18 protein-coding genes are annotated in these 16674 nt (G+C 70.4%); 10 read left to right on the top strand and 8 right to left on the bottom strand.

The annotated features are described in order from the left end of the window. Positions 1 to 105: 105 nt before the first annotated feature. Entirely contained in the window at positions 106 to 1299 is a 1194-nt protein-coding gene (locus AB4Z01_RS30210) for a transglycosylase SLT domain-containing protein (RefSeq protein WP_441699912.1), read from the bottom strand. A gap of 211 nt (positions 1300 to 1510) precedes the next feature. On the opposite strand from AB4Z01_RS30210, the gene AB4Z01_RS30205 reads away from it, so the two are divergent. Genes AB4Z01_RS30205 through AB4Z01_RS30195 form a run of 3 tightly spaced genes read left to right on the top strand, consistent with a single transcriptional unit; the run spans position 1511 to position 3557 of the window. Further along, positions 1511 to 2083 (top strand): TIGR00645 family protein, encoded by a 573-nt coding sequence (locus AB4Z01_RS30205; protein WP_441699911.1) that lies wholly within the window; start codon positions 1511 to 1513, stop codon positions 2081 to 2083. Then, positions 2080 to 2634 (top strand): GNAT family N-acetyltransferase, encoded by a 555-nt coding sequence (locus AB4Z01_RS30200; RefSeq protein WP_441699909.1) that lies wholly within the window; start codon positions 2080 to 2082, stop codon positions 2632 to 2634. Before AB4Z01_RS30205 ends, AB4Z01_RS30200 begins: the two co-directional genes overlap by 4 nt. A 14-nt stretch (positions 2635 to 2648) precedes the next feature. Beyond that, complete coding sequence (locus AB4Z01_RS30195; RefSeq protein ID WP_441699907.1) at positions 2649 to 3557, top strand: alpha/beta fold hydrolase; 909 nt, start codon at positions 2649 to 2651, stop codon at positions 3555 to 3557. Here AB4Z01_RS30195 and AB4Z01_RS30190 read toward each other — a convergent pair. Then, positions 3544 to 4092, bottom strand: coding sequence for a TetR/AcrR family transcriptional regulator (locus AB4Z01_RS30190; protein WP_441699923.1), 549 nt, complete (start codon positions 4090 to 4092; stop codon positions 3544 to 3546). The two genes, AB4Z01_RS30195 and AB4Z01_RS30190, sit on opposite strands and share 14 nt — an antisense overlap. Before the next feature lie 11 nt (positions 4093 to 4103). Next, on the bottom strand, positions 4104 to 4577 hold the full coding sequence (locus AB4Z01_RS30185; RefSeq protein ID WP_441699906.1) for a nuclear transport factor 2 family protein: 474 nt from the start codon (positions 4575 to 4577) through the stop codon (positions 4104 to 4106). A gap of 176 nt (positions 4578 to 4753) precedes the next feature. Here AB4Z01_RS30185 and AB4Z01_RS30180 point away from each other — a divergent pair, with 176 nt between their 5' ends. The 3 genes from AB4Z01_RS30180 to AB4Z01_RS30170 all read left to right on the top strand — a co-directional run bounded on the left by AB4Z01_RS30180 (position 4754) and on the right by AB4Z01_RS30170 (position 7355). Continuing rightward, on the top strand, positions 4754 to 5248 hold the full coding sequence (locus tag AB4Z01_RS30180; RefSeq protein WP_441699904.1) for a DUF1993 domain-containing protein: 495 nt from the start codon (positions 4754 to 4756) through the stop codon (positions 5246 to 5248). 175 nt (positions 5249 to 5423) lie between these two features. Beyond that, entirely contained in the window at positions 5424 to 6455 is a 1032-nt protein-coding gene (locus AB4Z01_RS30175; protein ID WP_441699903.1) for an NAD(P)-dependent alcohol dehydrogenase, read from the top strand. Between the two features lie 90 nt (positions 6456 to 6545). After that, positions 6546 to 7355 (top strand): DUF72 domain-containing protein, encoded by an 810-nt coding sequence (locus tag AB4Z01_RS30170; protein ID WP_441699901.1) that lies wholly within the window; start codon positions 6546 to 6548, stop codon positions 7353 to 7355. 5 nt (positions 7356 to 7360) lie between these two features. Here AB4Z01_RS30170 and AB4Z01_RS30165 read toward each other — a convergent pair whose 3' ends face one another. Further along, positions 7361 to 8308, bottom strand: coding sequence for a shikimate dehydrogenase family protein (locus AB4Z01_RS30165; protein WP_441699899.1), 948 nt, complete (start codon positions 8306 to 8308; stop codon positions 7361 to 7363). Positions 8309 to 8448: 140 nt separating this feature from the next. Between AB4Z01_RS30165 and AB4Z01_RS30160 the strand changes: the two genes are divergently transcribed. Beyond that, positions 8449 to 9951: a xylulokinase gene (locus AB4Z01_RS30160; RefSeq protein ID WP_441699897.1), complete on the top strand. Its 1503-nt coding sequence runs from the start codon at positions 8449 to 8451 to the stop codon at positions 9949 to 9951. 275 nt (positions 9952 to 10226) lie between these two features. Then, positions 10227 to 11129: an NAD-dependent epimerase/dehydratase family protein gene (locus AB4Z01_RS30155; protein WP_441699895.1), complete on the top strand. Its 903-nt coding sequence runs from the start codon at positions 10227 to 10229 to the stop codon at positions 11127 to 11129. 3 nt (positions 11130 to 11132) lie between these two features. Here AB4Z01_RS30155 and AB4Z01_RS30150 read toward each other — a convergent pair whose 3' ends face one another. Beyond that, positions 11133 to 11597 carry an SRPBCC family protein gene (locus AB4Z01_RS30150; protein ID WP_441699894.1) on the bottom strand — a complete coding sequence of 155 codons (465 nt, stop codon included), beginning with the start codon at positions 11595 to 11597 and terminating at the stop codon, positions 11133 to 11135. 61 nt (positions 11598 to 11658) lie between these two features. After that, positions 11659 to 12444: an acyl-ACP--UDP-N-acetylglucosamine O-acyltransferase gene (gene lpxA / locus AB4Z01_RS30145; RefSeq protein WP_441699892.1), complete on the bottom strand. Its 786-nt coding sequence runs from the start codon at positions 12442 to 12444 to the stop codon at positions 11659 to 11661. A gap of 152 nt (positions 12445 to 12596) precedes the next feature. Here lpxA (AB4Z01_RS30145) and AB4Z01_RS30140 point away from each other — a divergent pair, with 152 nt between their 5' ends. Next, the gene (locus AB4Z01_RS30140; RefSeq protein ID WP_441699890.1) at positions 12597 to 14138 is read left to right on the top strand and encodes an amidase; all 1542 of its coding nucleotides are present in this window, start codon (positions 12597 to 12599) and stop codon (positions 14136 to 14138) included. Between the two features lie 19 nt (positions 14139 to 14157). Here AB4Z01_RS30140 and lpxA (AB4Z01_RS30135) read toward each other — a convergent pair whose 3' ends face one another. Beyond that, on the bottom strand, positions 14158 to 14940 hold the full coding sequence (gene lpxA / locus AB4Z01_RS30135; RefSeq protein WP_441699889.1) for an acyl-ACP--UDP-N-acetylglucosamine O-acyltransferase: 783 nt from the start codon (positions 14938 to 14940) through the stop codon (positions 14158 to 14160). Positions 14941 to 15206: 266 nt separating this feature from the next. On the opposite strand from lpxA (AB4Z01_RS30135), the gene AB4Z01_RS30130 reads away from it, so the two are divergent. After that, positions 15207 to 15818, top strand: a complete 612-nt coding sequence (locus AB4Z01_RS30130; protein ID WP_441699887.1) for a LysE family translocator — start codon at positions 15207 to 15209, stop codon at positions 15816 to 15818. Between the two features lie 248 nt (positions 15819 to 16066). On the opposite strand, the gene AB4Z01_RS30125 is transcribed toward AB4Z01_RS30130, so the two are convergent. Further along, positions 16067 to 16674 (bottom strand): hypothetical protein (locus tag AB4Z01_RS30125; RefSeq protein WP_441699885.1); only part of this gene is annotated, 608 nt, incomplete at its 5' end.

The following is a 16674-nucleotide window of genomic DNA, read 5'->3' as shown; positions in this document are numbered from 1 at the left end:
ATCGCCGCGGCAGCCCGCAGCGCCCTACATCTCTGCCAGCCGTTGCGGCCCGCAGCAGCGAGTTCAGCCTCAAAGACGACAACTTCGACAACCGAGGTCAACCGGCTACTTGCCCGGCGCCGAAGGCACGTACCAGCCGCTGGGCAGGCTGCCTGCCTGGCGCCGGACCGGTACCGCGGGAGCGGTCGCCGCCACCCGGGTCGGCGCAACCGTCACCACGGCCGGCGCGGGTCCAGGCACGGCCCTGGCCTGCCGGGCCTGCGGCTGGGCAGCCGGGCGGGTCGCGACCGGGGCCGGGCTCGGCCGCTCCGGCTGCGAGGCGGCCATCGCCAGCAGCACGTCGTCGACCGGCGCGACCTGCGGCTGGTCGGGAATCGGCGCCATGCGGACGGGCGCGGGCCGGACCGCCGCCTGGCGGACCGGTGCGATCGGTGCGACCGCTGCCGGCATCGGCGCCACCCGGTCCGGGATCGGCTGCATTGCCACCACCACCGGGCGCGACGCCGGCGCCGGCAGCGGCGCCTGCCGGATCGGCGCTGCCTGGACCGGGATGGGCTGCGCCGCAAGCGGCTGGCCGGTGCGGTCGGCGATGGCCGCGTCGACCCGGCTCATCGTGCCCTGCTCCTCCGGCGACAGCCGGTCGGGGATCGGCGCCATCGCCATCACCACCGGCGACCGATTGCCCGGCTGGCCGGTGCGGGCCGCAACCGCGTCGTCGACCCGGTTCTGGATCTGCTGCTCGGCGTATTGCGTCATCCGGTCGGGCCGGCTGGAGCCCGGCTCGATGCCGGCGATCTGCGTCCCGACGATGTCCATGTAGCGCCGGGTCTCCGGCGGCAGGCTGCGCCCGTCCTCGACATATTGCCGGTAGCGGCCGGGGCCCGCGTTATAGGCGCCGAGGAAGCCCGGTGAGCCGTACATCTCGTACAGCTCACGGATATAGGCCGTGCCCGCCATGATGTTGTTTTCCGGATCGTAGGGGTCGCGGCCGAGGCTGTGCTTCTGGCGCAGCTCCTCATAGGTCGCGGGCATCACCTGCATCAGGCCCTGGGCGCCGGCGGAGCTGGTGATCGGCTGGCCGCCCTTCCAAGTCGACCGGCCGCCGCTCTCGATCCGCATCACCTCGCGGATCCATTCCGGCGGCACGTTGAAGCGCTTCGACGCCTTCTGGATCTGCGGTTCCCAATAGGCGATGTTGCTGCCGGACGGCCGGGGCTTGTCGCTGCCGCACGCGGCGATCAACCCTGCGACCAGACCGAGCATACCGGCGGTCTTCAGCCAGCGTCCCCTACCGGCCATGGCGGCCCCCTCCAGACTCCCCCGGGCACAAGCGCCCTGTCTTGCATCGTGATCGCAGGGATCGACGACAAGCCATTCAAACCTATCATGTTTGTCGAAAGAATGGCACCCCCGACGAATCGAGGCGCACAGCCGGCTTTCCGGAAATCCCTCTCCGACCGGGCGCGCCGCGCCTGTATAAGGCGCTCGACCACCGCTTCCGGAGCCGACCATGCCGCAGGACCGCGACGCCTCCCCCGATCCGACGCCGCCCAAGCTGCGCCCGCTGCCCGCCGTGATCTTCGGCTCACGCTGGCTGCAGCTGCCGCTGTATCTCGGCCTGATCGTGGCGCAGGCGGTCTATGCCTTCCTGTTCCTGAAGGAGCTGTGGCACCTGGTGATCCACGCCATCGACTTCACCGAGCAGCAGATCATGCTGGTGGTGCTGGGGCTGATCGATGTGGTGATGATCTCGAACCTGCTGATCATGGTCATCATCGGCGGCTACGAGACCTTCGTCTCCCGCCTCAGGCTGGCCGGCCATCCCGACCAGCCGGAATGGCTCGACCACGTCAATGCCAGCATCCTGAAGGTCAAGCTGGCCATGGCGATCATCGGCATCTCGTCGATCCACCTGCTGCGCACCTTCATCGGCGCCGGCAATGTCGGGGCGGCGGAGAACACCGGCTACACCGAGACCGGCATCATCCTGCAGACGGTGATCCACAGCGTGTTCATCCTGTCGGCGATCGGCATCGCCCTGGTCGACCGGATCTCGCAGCCGCCCGCCGACCGGGCGCATTGAGCCCGGCCATCGCCGCCCTGGCGGAGACGGTGCTCGCCGCCGGAGAGCTGCGGCTGGAGCCGCTGCGCCCCAGCCATGCCGAGGGGCTGTTCGACGGCTTGGCGGACCCGACCCTCTACCGCTTCATCCCGCAGCAGCCGCCAGCCGACGCCGCGACGCTGCGGGCCCGGTTCGAGCGACTGGCGGCGCGGCGGTCGCCGGCCGGGGACCAGGCCTGGCTGAACTGGGCGATCCGCGTTCCCGACCACAGCTATGCCGGGCTGGTGGAGGCCACGGTCGGCAGCAGCGGCGCGGCCGACATCGCCTATTTCGTCTTCCGTCGCTGCCAGGGGCGCGGCATCGGCCGCCGGGCGGTCGGCGCCGTGGTCGCGGCGCTGGCGGCCGAGCCGGCGGTCACCGCGATCGGGGCCTCGATCGACACCCGCAACGCGGCCTCGATCGCCCTGGTCGAGGCGCTCGGTTTCGAACGGACCGGGCTGATCCGCAACGCCGATCACTTCAAGGGCGGCCCCAGCGACGAATTCCGCTACCAGCTGCCGCTCCGGCGCTGAGAGACTGGGGACCAATGACCCAGGATCTGATGCCCGGCTTCACGCCCTTCGACATCGAGACCGCGCCCGGGATCCGCATTCATGGCGTGCGCGGCGGCGACGGGCCCCCGGTGCTGCTGCTGCACGGCCACCCGCAGACCCATGTCACCTGGTGCGAGGTGGCGCCTCGGCTCGTCGCAGCCGGATACACGGTGGTCGCCGCCGACCTGCGCGGCTATGGCAACAGTTCCCGGCCGGAGGGCGGCGAGAACCACACGCACTACTCGAAGCGGGCAATGGCCGCCGACCAGGTGGCGGTGATGCGCGCCCTCGGCCACGAGAGCTTCGCCGTGGTCGGCCATGACCGCGGCGGCCGCGTCGCCCACCGCATGGCGCTGGACCATCCGGAGGCGGTGCGCCGCATCGCGGTGCTGGACATCGCGCCAACGGCGACGATGTACGCCCGCACCGACCGCGAATTCGCCACTCGCTATTTCTGGTGGTTCTTCCTGATCCAGCCGGCACCGCTGCCAGAGCGGCTGATCGAGGCCGACCCGGAATTCTTCCTGCGCCACCACCTGGCCGGGCAGAGCCGGACGCCGGGCGTGCCGCGTGAGGCCCTGGTGCAGGAGTATCTGCGCTGCTACCGCCAGCCCGACGCGATCCACGCCATTTGCGAAGACTATCGCGCGGCCGCCACGATCGACCTGGAGCACGACGCCGCCGACGCCGATCGCCGCGTCGAGGCGCCGCTGCTGGCGCTCTGGGGCGCGAAGGGCGTGGTCGGCGAACTGTACGACGTGCTGCAGACCTGGCGCGACAAGGCGGCAAATGTCCGCGGCCGCCCCCTGCCCTGCGGCCACACGCTGCAGGAGGAGCGGCCGGAGGAGACCGCGGAGGCACTCATCGATTTCCTGGGCGAGGACCCGGTCACGCGGCCGTGAGCCGGGCCTCGATCCGCGCCAGCGAGCGGCGGAAGGCGGCGGTCTCGTCGAGCGCCCGGGCCAGGACCAGGGCGCCCTGGATCGCCGCCACCGCCTCCTCCGCCCGGTCGCGAGCCTCGTCCTCGGCCAGCCCGCCCCGCTCCAGCCCCAGCGCCAGCGCATCGGTCCAGGCGGCGAAATAGCCGCGGATGGCGTCGGCGAAGCGGTCGCGGACATCGCCGAGCGCGAAGGCACCGACCAGGCAGACCCGGCGGCCGGAGCGGAAATAGCCGTCGACCGCGCGGATCATCTCCGGCACCGCGCGGTGCGGATCCTCCTCCCGCAAAGGGCGGAAGATGTGCTGCTCGAACCAACCGTCAATCTCGGCCAGAACCGCCGCCGCCATCTCCTCCTTACCGCCCGGGAAGAAGTGATAGAGGCTGCCCTTGCCGAGGCCGGTGCGCTGGCCGATCAGGGCCAGGCTGGCGCCCTCATAGCCATGCTCGCGGAACACCTCGGCCAAGGCGGGCAGCACATCCGCCCGCTCCGCCACCACCCTGGGCAAGGCTAGAGCCCGAGGTCGCTGAGGCCTGGATGGTCCGCCGGCCGCGGGCCGGACCGGTCCCAGTGGAACTTGCGCTCCGATTCCGCGATCGGCCGGTCGTTGATCGAGGCGTGGCGGACGCGCATCAGCCCGTGCTCGTCGAACTCCCAGTTCTCATTGCCATAGGAGCGGTACCATTGGCGGGAATCGTCGCGCCATTCATAGGCGAAGCGGACCGCGATGCGGTTGCCCTCGAAGGCCCAGAGCTCCTTGATCAGCCGATATTCCAGCTCCCGCGCCCATTTCCGGGTCAGGAACTCGACGATCTGGGCGCGGCCCTGCGGGAACTCCGCCCGGTTCCGCCAGCGGCTGTCCTCGGTATAGGCCAGCGAGACGCGCTGGGGATCGCAGCTGTTCCAGCCATCCTCGGCCCCCCGGACCTTCTGGATCGCGGTCTCGCGGGTGAAGGGCGGCAGCGGCGGACGGTCGGCGGCCATGACGGTTCTCCTGGATTGTACCGGCGAATTGACTTTACCGATTGGTACAGAAGGCGATGCGGCGGTCAAGCCGACACGCGTGCGGCGCTTGACCGCAAGCGAGTCGAGGGCGGAGGAATCACCTGCCGCCGAACGCCCGGGCCGATGCGGCGCCCACCTTCCATCGGAGCATTCCCTTGCCCCTCTCCCTGCACGAGATCTCGATCGGCGTGATGCTGCCGAAGCTGCGCATGCTGTCGACGCTGCTGGACAAGGCCGCGGCCCATGCCGAGGCCGACACGCTGGTCGAGGCCCGCCTCGCCCCCGACATGTACCCGCTGTCGGGCCAGATCCAGCGGGTCAGCGACGCCGCCAAGTTCGGCGCCGCGCGCCTGGCCGGGCTGACGCCGCCGCCCTTCGAGGACAACGAGACCACCCTGGCCCAGCTGCAGGAGCGTCTGGCCAAGACCGTCGCCTATCTCGAGAGCGTCGGGCCGGACCAGGTCGACGGCCGCGAGGAGGAGACCATCACCCTCACTCTGCGCGACCGCAAGGTGGACTTCACCGGCCGCAACTACGCGCTGAACATGGTGCTGCCGAACTTCTATTTTCACGTCGTGACGGCCTACGACATCCTGCGCCACAAGGGCGTGGAGGTCGGCAAGCGGGACTATCTGGCGCTGGCGGGCTGAGGCTCCCGCTCGAGATACTTCATGGCGTCACCCCGTCCGACCGGGGTGACGCCATGAACATTGGTAATCAGAACTAAACATATGTGCAGCCGCATCTTCCCCGCCGGCGACAAAAGTCGTACCAAGGACGTGAGGGGCCGGCCGCGCGTCCGGCCCGAATTCGGGAGGATGCGAGATGCGTGCCTTGGTCCTGGAGCGCCAGAGGGAATTGTCGCTGCGCGAGATCGACCTGCCCCGGACCCTCGGGCCGGGCGATGTCCGGATCAGGATCGACACCGTCGGCGTCTGCGGCAGCGACGTGCACTACTACACCCATGGCCGGATCGGGCCTTTCGTGGTGAAGGAACCGATGGTGCTGGGCCATGAGGCCGCCGGCACGGTCACCGAGGTCGGGCCCGGTGTCACCAGCTTGAAGCCCGGCGACCGGGTGTGCATGGAGCCGGGCATTCCCGATCTGACCTCCAAGGCCTCCAAGCTCGGCCTCTACAATGTCGACCCCAGTGTCGTGTTCTGGGCGACCCCGCCGGTGCATGGCTGCCTGACGCCCGAGGTGGTGCACCCCGCCGGCTTCACCTTCAAGCTGCCGGACAATGTCTCCTTCGCCGAGGGCGCGATGGTCGAGCCCTTCGCCGTCGGCCTGCAGGCGGCGGTGAAGGCGCGGATCCAGCCCGGCGACTTCGCCGTGGTGATCGGCGCCGGCCCGATCGGCATCATGGCCGCCCTCGCCGCCCTGGCCGGCGGCTGCAGCCGGGTGCTGATCTCCGACCTGCTGCCGGAGAAGCTGGCGATCGCCGAGCGCTATCCCGGCATCACCGGCGTCAACATCCGTGAGACCAAGCTGGCCGACGCCGTGGCCGCGGCGACCGATGGCTGGGGCGCCGACGTGGTGTTCGAAGCCAGCGGCAGCCCGCGCGCCTATCCCGGCATCTTCGATATCGTCCGCCCGGGCGGCTGCCTGGTGGTGATCGGCATGCCGGTCGAGCCGGTGGCGGTCGACCTGGTCGCCGCCGCGGCCAAGGAGGTGCGGATCGAGACCGTGTTCCGCTACGCCAATGTCTATGACCGCGCGATTGCCATGATCGCCTCCGGCAAGGTCGACCTGAAGCCGCTGATCTCCCACACCTATGGCTTCGAGGACAGCATCGCCGCCTTTGAGCGCGCGGCCGAGGGAAGGCCGGCCGACGTCAAGCTGCAGATCAAGCTCTGATCGCGTGAAGCGCCGGCCCGGTGCGGCCGGCGCTTGATTCCTCGTTCGCCATATGTTCCGATGGTCGCCACAGACCAACGGGAGGACGCCATGGCGGCGAAGCAGGCATCGGGGATTCGCGTCGGCATCGGCGGCTGGACCTTCGAGCCGTGGCGCGAGACCTTCTATCCCAAAGGGCTGGCTCAGAAGCGCGAGCTGGAATATGCCTCGCGCCAGGTCACCTCGATCGAGATCAACGGCACCTATTACGGCTCGCAGAAGCCGGAGACCTTCGCCAAATGGCGCGAGGAAGCGCCCGAGGGCTTCGTGTTCTCGGTCAAGGGCACGCGCTTCACCACCAACCGGCGGGTGCTGGCCGAGGCCGGCGAATCGATCGAGCGCTTCGTCGGCAGCGGCATCACCGAGCTGAAGGACAAGCTGGGGCCGATCAACTGGCAGTTTCTGCCGACCAAGCAGTTCGATCCGAAGGATTTCGAGGCTTTCCTGAAGCTGCTGCCGCACAGCGTCGACGGCTACGATCTGCGCCATGTGGCCGAAGTCCGGCACGACAGCTTCCGCAATCCCGAATTCATCGACATGCTGCGCGCCCACAAGGTGGCGGTGGTGCTGACCGACAAGGACGGCTTCCCGGAGATCCCGGACGTCACCGCCCCCTTTGTCTACGCCCGGCTGCAAGGCGCCTCGGAAGAGATCGAGACCGGCTATGCCCCGAAGGCGCTGGACCTGTGGGCCAAGCGGGCCAAGGCCTGGGCCGAGGGCGGCGCGCCGGACGACCTGACGCCGGTCGGAGCGCCGGAGAAGAAGGCGCCAAAGTCGCGTGACGTCTTCATCTACATGATCAACGGCTTCAAGCCGAAGGCCCCGGCCGCGGCGATGGCGCTGATCAAGAAGCTGGGGTGAACGGCCTATCGCCGCGCCGCCGCGGCCGCGATCCGGGACAGCTCGTCGAAGCGCGGGCCGGAGGTCGGGATCTCGATGTGGAAGACCTCGGCGATCGCCCGGGTCCAGCCGTGGATGAAATAGGTCCAGCCGTCCTCCGCCGTCAGGCCGCGCGCCGCCTGCTGCCGCCGGGCCTGGTCCAGGAACAGGAGGTCGCCGCGATAGTTGAGATCCCAGGCCATGCCGCCCTGCGGGAACGATGCCGCGTCGGTCAGCGGCGATCCCGGAGCGTCCTTGCCCAGGCCGGTGGCGTTGACCACCACCGATCCCGGCTTCAGCCCGCGCAGCGCCGCGTCGTTGTCGACAGGCCCTTGCGCCAGGACATAGTCGACCGGGATGGTGCGCCCCGTCTCGCCATGAAGGCGCCGGATCTCGTCGAGCCGTTCGGGGCTGCGGTCCGACACCACGATCCGCGCCGGCCGGTCGGCCCGGCCGTGCATCGCGTGCCAGGTCAGGGCGATGGCGGCGCCGCCGGCGCCGATCGAGAACAGCTCGGCCCCGTTGCGGGCGAAGTGGCCCGCCGGCACCAAGGCGTCGAAGGCGAGGCCAGCGGAGATCGGGTCCTTGGCGTGGCCGACCAGCCGGCCGCCGGTCTTGGAAAGGCAGCTCACCTCGTCCAGCCGGGCCGCGTGCGGGTCGATCTCGTCGAACAGGTCGCGGCAGGCGTGGAACAGGTCGATCTTGTGGGTGGTGACCAGGGCGCCGAGCGACAGCGGGTCGGCGCGGATGAAGGCGACGGCCTCGCGGTAGGCGGCGGGGTCGGCGTGCAGCGGGAAGTCGATGCCGCGGATCACGGCGTCCCCGAGCCCGAGCGCCCGGGCCCAGGCCGGGAACACCGTCATGATCGAGCTCCTGCCGGTGGTGACGCCGATGAAATAGAGCGTCGGCCGGGTGGCGGGCGGAGAGGCGGTCACGGCTCGGACTCCCATGGCGTCATTGCTTGATCGAAGGAGTGATCCGATGCCGCTGGGGGCGCAAGCCAGTTCCCGGGCTGGGTTGACGGTGGGATCTCTCCGAAGCCCTACTACCGAAAACCAACGTGGCAAACCGGCCCATGACCCAGGACCTCGCCCTTTCGATCGATGTCGGCACCGGCAGCGCGCGGGCGGCGCTGGTCGATGGCGACGGCCGGATCCTGGCCATCGCCGCAAGGGAGCACGAGCAGATCGTGCCGCAATTCGGCTGGTCGGAGCAGCGGCCAGCCGATTGGTGGGCCGGGGTGGTGCAGTCGGTGCGGGCGGTGCTGGACCAGGTCGAGGGCGCCCGCGGCCGGGTCGCCGCGGTCTGCGCCTGCGGCCAGATGCACGGCACGGTGCTGGTCGACGACACCGGCGCCTTGACCCGCGACACAGTCCCGCTGTGGAACGACAAGCGCACGCTCGACCTCGTCGCGGCGTTCGAGCGCGACCATGCGCCCGGAACCTACCTGGCCGAGAGCGGCAACCCGCCGACGCCGGCCTGGCCGGGCTTCAAGCTGGCCTGGATCCGCGACCACGACCCGCAGGCGTATCGCCGGGCGGCGGCGGTGATGATGCCGAAGGACTACGTCAATTTCCGCCTGACCGGCGAGATCGCCATGGAGGCGACGGAAGGCTCCTGCAGCTTCCTGATGAACCCGGCGACGCGCGACTGGTCGCCCGCCATGATCGCGCTGCTGGGGCTGGACCCGGCCAAGCTGCCGCGGCTGCGGTCGCCACTGGAGATCCTGGGCGGCGTCACCGAAGCGGCGGCGGTGGAGACCGGCCTGCTGCAGGGCACGCCGGTGCTGGTCGGCGGCGCCGACTATCCGATGGCGCTCTTGGGCTCCGGCGCCTGTCGGCCGGGGCTGGTCTCCGACGTCACCGGCACCTCCTCGATCATCACCCTGATCACCGAGGCGCCGCTGCTGGACCCCGAGATCTGCAACGTCGCCACCATCGAGGGCGGCTGGGGGCCGTTCGTGCTGCTGGAGAGCGGCGGCGACGCCATGCGCTGGGCCCGCCGCGCCTTCCATGAGGGCGCGCTGGGCTATGCCGAGATCGTCGCCAAGGCGGCCGAGGCCGCGCCGGGCGCCGGCGGCCTGTTGTTCCTGCCTTATCTGGTCGGCGAGCGGCTGGGCGCCCACCGCAACGCCCGGGCGCAGTTCTTCGGCCTGGGCGCCGGCCACGGCCTGGCCGAGCTGCACCGGGCGGTGCTGGAGGGCGTGGCCTTCGCCGTCACCCGCCACATCCGGGTGATGGAGGCGGCGTCGGGCCGGCCGCTGGACCGGCTGATCTCGTCGGGCGGCGGCGCCAAGACCGAGCTGTGGCTGAAGATCAAGGCCAGCGCCACCGGCCTGCCGATCCTGGTGCCGGAAGAGGCGGAATGCGGCGTGGTCGGCTGCGCCGCCATGGTCGCCGCCGCCACCGGCCGCTTTGCCACGGTGCAGGACGCCGCCGCGGCGTTCGTGCGCTACGGCGCCGAGATCGCGCCCGACCCGGAATGGGCCGAGCGCTACGCCCGGATGCAGCCGGTGTTCGACAAGCTCTACCGCCACAGCCAAGCACTGTACGACGACCTGGATCGCCTCGAAGACTGATTGCCGGCGGCCGGAAAATTGACCCGTCATGGCGAGCCCCGCAGGGGCGTGGCCATCCAGGGCCGCTCGCACCCGGCCCCCTGGATGGCCACGTCGCTTCGCTCCTCGCCATGACGGGGGAAGGGCTGAGGAGGCGATCTCAAAGGCCGTTGGTATGAGGCCCCGTGGCCGTCTGTGAATTCGCTTCACGCCAGTTTGTCCGACCGGATGGCTTCCCGACACAGGTCCCCTGTCCCCATCTTCTTCAGGACCTGAACGCAGACGAAAGCATCGGCATGACCATCTTCCTGACCGGCGCCAGCGGCTATATCGGCGGCGCCGTCGCCCTGCGGCTGATGTGGGACGGGCACCGGATCCGCGGCCTGGTGCGGTCGCCCGAGAAAGCGGCGCGGCTGCAGGCGCTGGGCATCGAGCCGGTGCTGGGCGACCTGTCGGACATGGCTTTGCTGGCGCGGGAGGCGAAGGCCGCCGACGCGGTGATCAACGCCGCCAGCGCCGACGACCGGGCGGCGGTGGAGGCGCTGCTCGACGCGCTGGCCGGCAGCGGCAAGCCGTTTCTGCACACCAGCGGCACCAGCGTGGTGGCCGACGACGCTCGCGGCGAATGGGCCTCCGACCGGATTTATGATGAGGACACGCCGGTCGAGCCGGTGCCGGGCAAGGCGGCGCGGGTCGCGATCGACCGGCTGATCGTCGACGCCGCCGGACGCGGCGTGCGGTCGGCGGTGCTGTGCAACAGCCTGATCTACGGCACAGGGCCCGGGCTGCATGCCGACAGCGTGCAGATCCCGGCGCTGGTAGCCGCGGCACGGAAAACCGGCGTGGTCCGGCATATCGGGCGCGGCCTGAACATCTGGTCGAACGTGCATGTCGACGACATGGCGGAGCTCTATGCCCTGGCGTTGGCCCGCGCGCCGGCCGGCGCCTTCTATTATGTCGAGAACGGCGAGGCGTCCTTCGCCGAGGCCGCGGCGGCGATCGCCCGGCGGCTCGGCCTCGGCGCGCCGCAGCCCTGGCCGGTCGACGACGCCATCGCCGCGTTGGGCTTCGGCCATGCCGTCTACTCGCTCGGCTCGAACAGCCGGGCGCGCGGCAAACGGGCCCGGGCGGAGCTGGGCTGGGCACCGAAGCACGGTTCGCTGATCGAGTGGATCGAGACCGGGATGCCGGTGGGTTGACCGTCAGCCCCTGAGGTGCCGGGCGAAATCGGCGAGGATCAGCGGCCAGCCGCCGGGCGAGGCCATGCCGTCGCGCAGCCGCCCTGCCCCGTCCCCGTGCCGCTCGAAATCGCGATGCTCCAGCTCGACCCGGGTGCCCCTGCCCTCCGGCACGAAGCGGATCTCGACCTCGCTGGCCCTCGCCTCCGGTTCCGGCGCGCGCTCGGGGCTGACGGCGAAGGACAGCACCAGCCGCGACGGCGGCTCATAAGCGCGGACCTCGCCCCAGGCGGTCTCCCGGCCGGCGCGGTCGCGCTCGAACCATAGGCCGCCGGCCTGCGGCTCGATCACCGCGGTGTCGAGCTCCGCCTGGGCGTAGGTGTAGGCGAGCGGCCACCATCGGCCGAGCTCGGCGGTGAAGGCCTCGAAGGCACGCTCCGGCGGCGCGTCGACGGTGATGCCGGCCCGAACCGGGCCCAAGGCGGTCATGGCACTCTCCTCGAAGATCGGCTTCGAGTCAGCAACGCGCCGAACGGCCGGACCGTTGCCGTCAGGCCGCGACCAGCCCGCGCCTGGTGTCGGACAGGAACTCCAGCAGTTCGGCGACGCCCTTGTCGCCGGCATGGTCGCGGCGAACCAGCGCCTCCCGCTCCACCTTCGTACCGGTGCCGCGGAACAGGGCGCGGAAGACGCGGCGCAGGGCCAGCACCTCGGGCTCGGTGAAGCCGTGGCGGCGCAGCCCGACCTCGTTCAGCGACACCAGCCGCGCCCGGTCGCCCTGGACCAGGCAGAAGGGCGGCACGTCCTGCGCCACCATGGCGCCGGCGGCCACGAAGGCATGGGCGCCGATGCGGGTGAACTGGTGCACCCCGGCCAGGCCGCTGACATGGACATGGTCGCCGACCTCGACATGGCCGGCCAGGGTCGCGGCGTTGGCGAACTGGGCGTGGCTGCCGATGCGACAGTCATGGGCGATGTGCGAGCAGGCCATGAACAGGTTGCCGTCGCCGACCTCGGTCAGCCCGCCGGAGGCTGCGACGCCCGGCTGGATGGTGACGTATTCGCGGATGATGTTGTCGTCGCCGATGACCAGCCGCGTCTCCTCGCCCTTCCACTTCAGGTCTTGCGGCGGCGCGCCGACCGAGGCGAACTGGAAGACCTGATTGCGGTCGCCGATCTCGGTCCGCCCCTCGATCACCGCATGCGGCCCGACGATGCAGTCGCGGCCCAGCCGGACCTTCGGCCCGATCACGGCATAGGCGCCGATGCGGGTGCCTTCGCCGATCTCGGCGCCCGGCTCGATGATCGCGGTGCGGTGGATCAGGGGTGACGTCATGCGGAGACCCGAACGGAAACGCCGGACACTCCGGCACGCCGCCGATCCTGCCCATGAGACGGCAAGGGACAAACTCAAAATTTGTTACGAATCATTGCGTTGCGGCCGACGCCTGGCCTCATGCTATCGTCCGGCACCTGTCCGGAGCCGCCATGACCATTGCCGCATCGATCGCGATCGACCCCGTCGAGATGACGGTGGCGGACGTGCAGGCCGCCTTCGCCCGGGGCGCCACGGCAGAGGCGCTGGCCCAGGCTTTCCTCGACCGCATCGCCCGGTACAACCCGCGCTATGTCGCGGTGATCACGCCCAATCCGGACGCGCTGCGCGAGGCGCGCGAGATCGACCGGCGGCGCGCGGCAGGCGAGGCGATCGGCCCGCTGGCCGGCGTGCCGGTCGTGGTCAAGGACACCATGGACATGGCCGGGCTGCCCAGCACCGGCGGCTGGCGGCTGCTGAGCGCGCGGGCGGGCGGCATCGACCTGATCCCGGCGACGGATTCGACCGTGGTTGCCCGGATGCGCGCCGCCGGCGCCGTCATCCTGGGCAAGACCAATGTGCCGGTGCTGAGCGCGTCGGGCAGCCATGCCGATGACAGCTGGGCCGGCGCAACGCTGAACGCCGCCGATCCCGGCCGGAAGCCGGGCGGCAGCAGCGCCGGGACCGCCACCGCGGTGGCCGGCAGCCTCGCCGTGCTGGGCCTGGCCGAGGAGACCGGCGGATCGATCCAGAACCCGGCGGCGGCCCAGGATCTGGTCGGGATCAAGCCGAGCTTCGGCCTGGTGCCGAATGCCGGCGTCATGCCGCTGGCCGGCAGCACCCGCGACGTCGTCGGCCCGATCGCGCGCTGCGTGCGCGACGCGGCGCTGACGCTGGACGTGCTGGCTGGCTTCAGCCCGGAAGACCCGAAGACCGTGGCCGGGATCGGGCACCGGCCGCGGGCCGGCTACGCCGCCGGCCTCGACGCCGCGGCACTGAATGGCAAGCGCCTCGGCCTGTACGGGCCGGGGTGGCGCCATCAGCCGCTGTCGGCCGGGATGGCCGCGCCGTACCGGCGGGCGATCGGCGAGCTGGCGGCACGGGGCGCGGTCCTGGTCGACGATCCGTTCGCGGGGTCCGGCTTCGCCGACATCGCCCGCCCGCTGTCGGCCGACGGCTACGACCCGCGCGGCAGCGAGAGCCTGCCCTACGACCTGGACCGATATCTGAAGCGTTTGGGCCCGGATGCCGCGATCCGGTCCTTCGACGCCTTCGAAGCCGCGGTCGCGGCGGAGGATCCGTTCGGCCCGGACGGCGTACTCTCCGATCTGGCCGATCTGCCGGCGCTCCGGGCCAGCCTGGCCGACCCGCTGGCGCCGCCGGACCTGTCCGAATTCCTGGCGGCGAAAGAGGCCTATCTCGCGATCTTCGCCGAGGTCATGGCGCGGCATCGGCTCGATGGGCTGGTGTTCCCGCAGATGCGCACCGAGCTGCCGCTCGCGGGAAGCGCGGAGACGATCCAGGAGACCGCAGTCTCCGAGATCAACATCGCCGGACTGCCCGGCGTGACGGTGCCGGCCGGCCGCACCGCGTCGGGCGTGCCGTTCGGCCTGATCTTCATCGGCCCGATGTGGAGCGAGGCGGCCCTGCTGTCCTTCGCCTTCGACTATGAGAGCGCCACCCGGCACCGCCGGCCGCCGACCCTGGTCGCCTGACACGAAGGACCCGCGGCATTCAGGCCGCTGCCAGACCGCGCTTGGTATCGGTCAGGAAGCGCAGCAGCTGGTCGACCCCGCGGCGGCCGGCATAGGCATGATGGACCGCGGCCATCCGCTCGGCCTTGCTGCCGTCGCCGCGGAACAGCAGGCGGAACACCTTGCGCAGCATCAGCACATCCGCCTCGATGAAGCCGTTGCGGCGCAGCCCGACCTCGTTCAGCGACACCAGCCGGGCCCGGTCGCCCTGCGCCAGACAGAAGGGCGGCACGTCCTGGGACACCATGGCGCCGGCCGCGACGAAGGCGAGGGCGCCGATCCGGGTGAACTGATGAACCGCGACCACACCGCTGAGAAAAGCGTGGTCGTCGACCTCGCAATAGCCGGCGAGCCCCGCACCGTTGACGAAGCGGGTGTGGTTGCCGATGCGGCAGTCATGGCCGACATGGGTGTTGACCATGAACAGGTTGCCGTCGCCGATGCTGGTCGTCCCGAGGGGCCGCGCGGCGCCGGAATGGATGGTGACGTGCTCGCGGAACACATTGTCGTCGCCGATCCGCAGCCGGCTGTTGCCGCCGCCCCATTTCAGGTCCTGCGGCGGCGCCCCGACCGAGGCGAACTGGAAGATGTGGTTGCGATCGCCGATCTCGGTGTCGCCCTCGACCACGGCATGGGGGCCGACGACGTTGTCGCACCCGAGCCGCACGCCCGCGCCGATGACGGCATAGGGCCCGATGCGGGTGCCCAGGCCGATCTCGGCGCCGGCCGCAATGATGGCGGTGGGATGGAACAAGCTCGACAAAGACATGATCTCGGCTGGCCAGGAAGGCATGAATGAAACCAGGACAATTCCTGGATTAGACTGGCCACGCGCTTTTTCGCCGCCGATATTGCGCTCGAACAAGCAATAACGGAACGTCAAAATCCTCGACGGCCCATTACAGACGATGGAAACAATTAGAAATTTTTCAAATATCGAGTATTTTCAATGATCTGCGAGACAAGATGAATTCGTCTGGCATAATATATTTCTTAATGTTTCTACGCCTGACTCGGGAAGGTAAGCCGATGGAGCTGTCGACGCTGCTGATCTACGCCGTCACGCTCGGCGTCGCCTGCGCCGTGCCGGGGCCGACCACCGCCGCGCTGGTGGCGCGGGTGCTGGGCCGCGGCAGCCGCGGGGCGCTGGCCTTCTGCGCCGGGCTGGTGGCCGGCGACCTGCTGTGGCTCGGCGCCACCGCGCTCGGCCTCGCCGTGCTGGCGGCGACGCTGCAGCCGGTCTTCGTGGTGATCAAATACGCCGGTGCGGCCTATCTGCTGTATCTCGCCTGGCGGCTGTGGACCGCCCCGCCGGCGGCACCGGTCGAGGCGCAGCCGGTGCGTGGCGAAGGCCTGCGGCTGTTCCTGGCCGGGATCTCGGTCTGCCTCGGCAATCCGAAGACGACGCTGTTCTACCTGGCGCTGCTGCCGACCATCATCGACCTGCCGCGGCTGAGCTGGATCGGCTTCACCGAGCTCGCCGCCACGCTGGTCATGGTCTACGGCATGGTGCTGGCGCTGTATGTCGTGCTGGCCCTGCGCGCCCGCCGGATGTTCCGGTCGCCGCGGGCGCTCAGGGCGATCAACCGCGGCACCGGCGCGGTGATGGCCGGCGCCGCGGTGGCGGTGGCGACCCGTTAGAGCAGGATGAGTTCAGACCAGCTCAGGCTGATCCCCATCGCGTCAGGACGGCAAGTTCTTGCGCGAGATCTTTTCAGAACAGAAACCCCTTCTCTCGTCGTCATTCCCGCGAAAGCGGGAATCTCTGCCCGGTCCAAGCGTCACGAGATCCCCGCTTTCGCGGGGATGACGGTTTGGGGAGTCTGAAAAGCTCTCGCACGCGGGAAACATCACGCGCATGCCTCCGGCCACGGCGACCGGTCCTGCGGTCAGCCGTACCGGTTGTGGGGGAAAGCCGGATCGGGCGGCGGCACCGCGGCGGGCGGCCCGGTATCAGCGGGCGGCCGGTCATCCCCGGGCAGCGCCGGGTCATGCTTTCGGTCCTGGATGAAGATCTCGCCGGTGGCGGCGGTGTGGATGCCGCGCCCGCCCCTGGGCCTGCCGAATTCTTCGGCCGGGATGGTGTGATCGTGGCTCGAGGAGGCGTGGCGCCGGGCCGAGCCGGAGGCTTGGCCCTTCGAGCCAGCGCCTGGATCATCGGTCCCGGATTTTGCCGCGGCGGCGGGGCCGCCGGCAGCAGGCCCGCCGGCCGGAGGAGTCCCGGAGGGCGGCAGGCCGAGGGCCCGGCACAGGCTGGCGATCAGGGCCTCGATCGGCAAGGCGGTGTCGGCCAGGTCGGTGTCGATGCGCTCATCCTCAGTCAGCTTTTCCCGGAGCTCGGCGGTCAGCCGCTCCTGGGCGTCGGCGTCGGAAACCGCGGCGATGGCGGCGGCGACGCCCTGGGCGGCGGCCTGGCGCCGATCGTCCTTCTCGTCCTGCCGGGTCTTCCGCCGGATCTCGGCCTCGCGCCGTGCCTGCTCCCGCTGCTGCCGCAGCC

The organism is Inquilinus sp. YAF38 (genome assembly GCF_052113205.1).
In the GTDB taxonomy this organism is placed as follows: Bacteria; Pseudomonadota; Alphaproteobacteria; order DSM-16000; family Inquilinaceae; genus Inquilinus.
This window is presented reverse-complemented; position numbering and strand designations above follow the sequence as displayed.

What these genes read in the sequence shown, in the direction of transcription:
- lpxA (WP_441699892.1), bottom strand. Translation starts at nt 12,444, where the DNA reads ATGACGTCACCCCTGATCCACCGCACCGCGATCATCGAGCCGGGCGCC.
- AB4Z01_RS30160 (WP_441699897.1), top strand. Translation starts at nt 8,449, where the DNA reads ATGACCCAGGACCTCGCCCTTTCGATCGATGTCGGCACCGGCAGCGCG.
- AB4Z01_RS30155 (WP_441699895.1), top strand. Translation starts at nt 10,227, where the DNA reads ATGACCATCTTCCTGACCGGCGCCAGCGGCTATATCGGCGGCGCCGTC.
- AB4Z01_RS30140 (WP_441699890.1), top strand. Translation starts at nt 12,597, where the DNA reads ATGACCATTGCCGCATCGATCGCGATCGACCCCGTCGAGATGACGGTG.
- AB4Z01_RS30205 (WP_441699911.1), top strand. Translation starts at nt 1,511, where the DNA reads ATGCCGCAGGACCGCGACGCCTCCCCCGATCCGACGCCGCCCAAGCTG.
- AB4Z01_RS30175 (WP_441699903.1), top strand. Translation starts at nt 5,424, where the DNA reads ATGCGTGCCTTGGTCCTGGAGCGCCAGAGGGAATTGTCGCTGCGCGAG.
- AB4Z01_RS30210 (WP_441699912.1), bottom strand. Translation starts at nt 1,299, where the DNA reads ATGGCCGGTAGGGGACGCTGGCTGAAGACCGCCGGTATGCTCGGTCTG.
- AB4Z01_RS30170 (WP_441699901.1), top strand. Translation starts at nt 6,546, where the DNA reads ATGGCGGCGAAGCAGGCATCGGGGATTCGCGTCGGCATCGGCGGCTGG.
- AB4Z01_RS30185 (WP_441699906.1), bottom strand. Translation starts at nt 4,577, where the DNA reads ATGGCCGCCGACCGTCCGCCGCTGCCGCCCTTCACCCGCGAGACCGCG.
- AB4Z01_RS30150 (WP_441699894.1), bottom strand. Translation starts at nt 11,597, where the DNA reads ATGACCGCCTTGGGCCCGGTTCGGGCCGGCATCACCGTCGACGCGCCG.
- AB4Z01_RS30195 (WP_441699907.1), top strand. Translation starts at nt 2,649, where the DNA reads ATGACCCAGGATCTGATGCCCGGCTTCACGCCCTTCGACATCGAGACC.
- AB4Z01_RS30130 (WP_441699887.1), top strand. Translation starts at nt 15,207, where the DNA reads ATGGAGCTGTCGACGCTGCTGATCTACGCCGTCACGCTCGGCGTCGCC.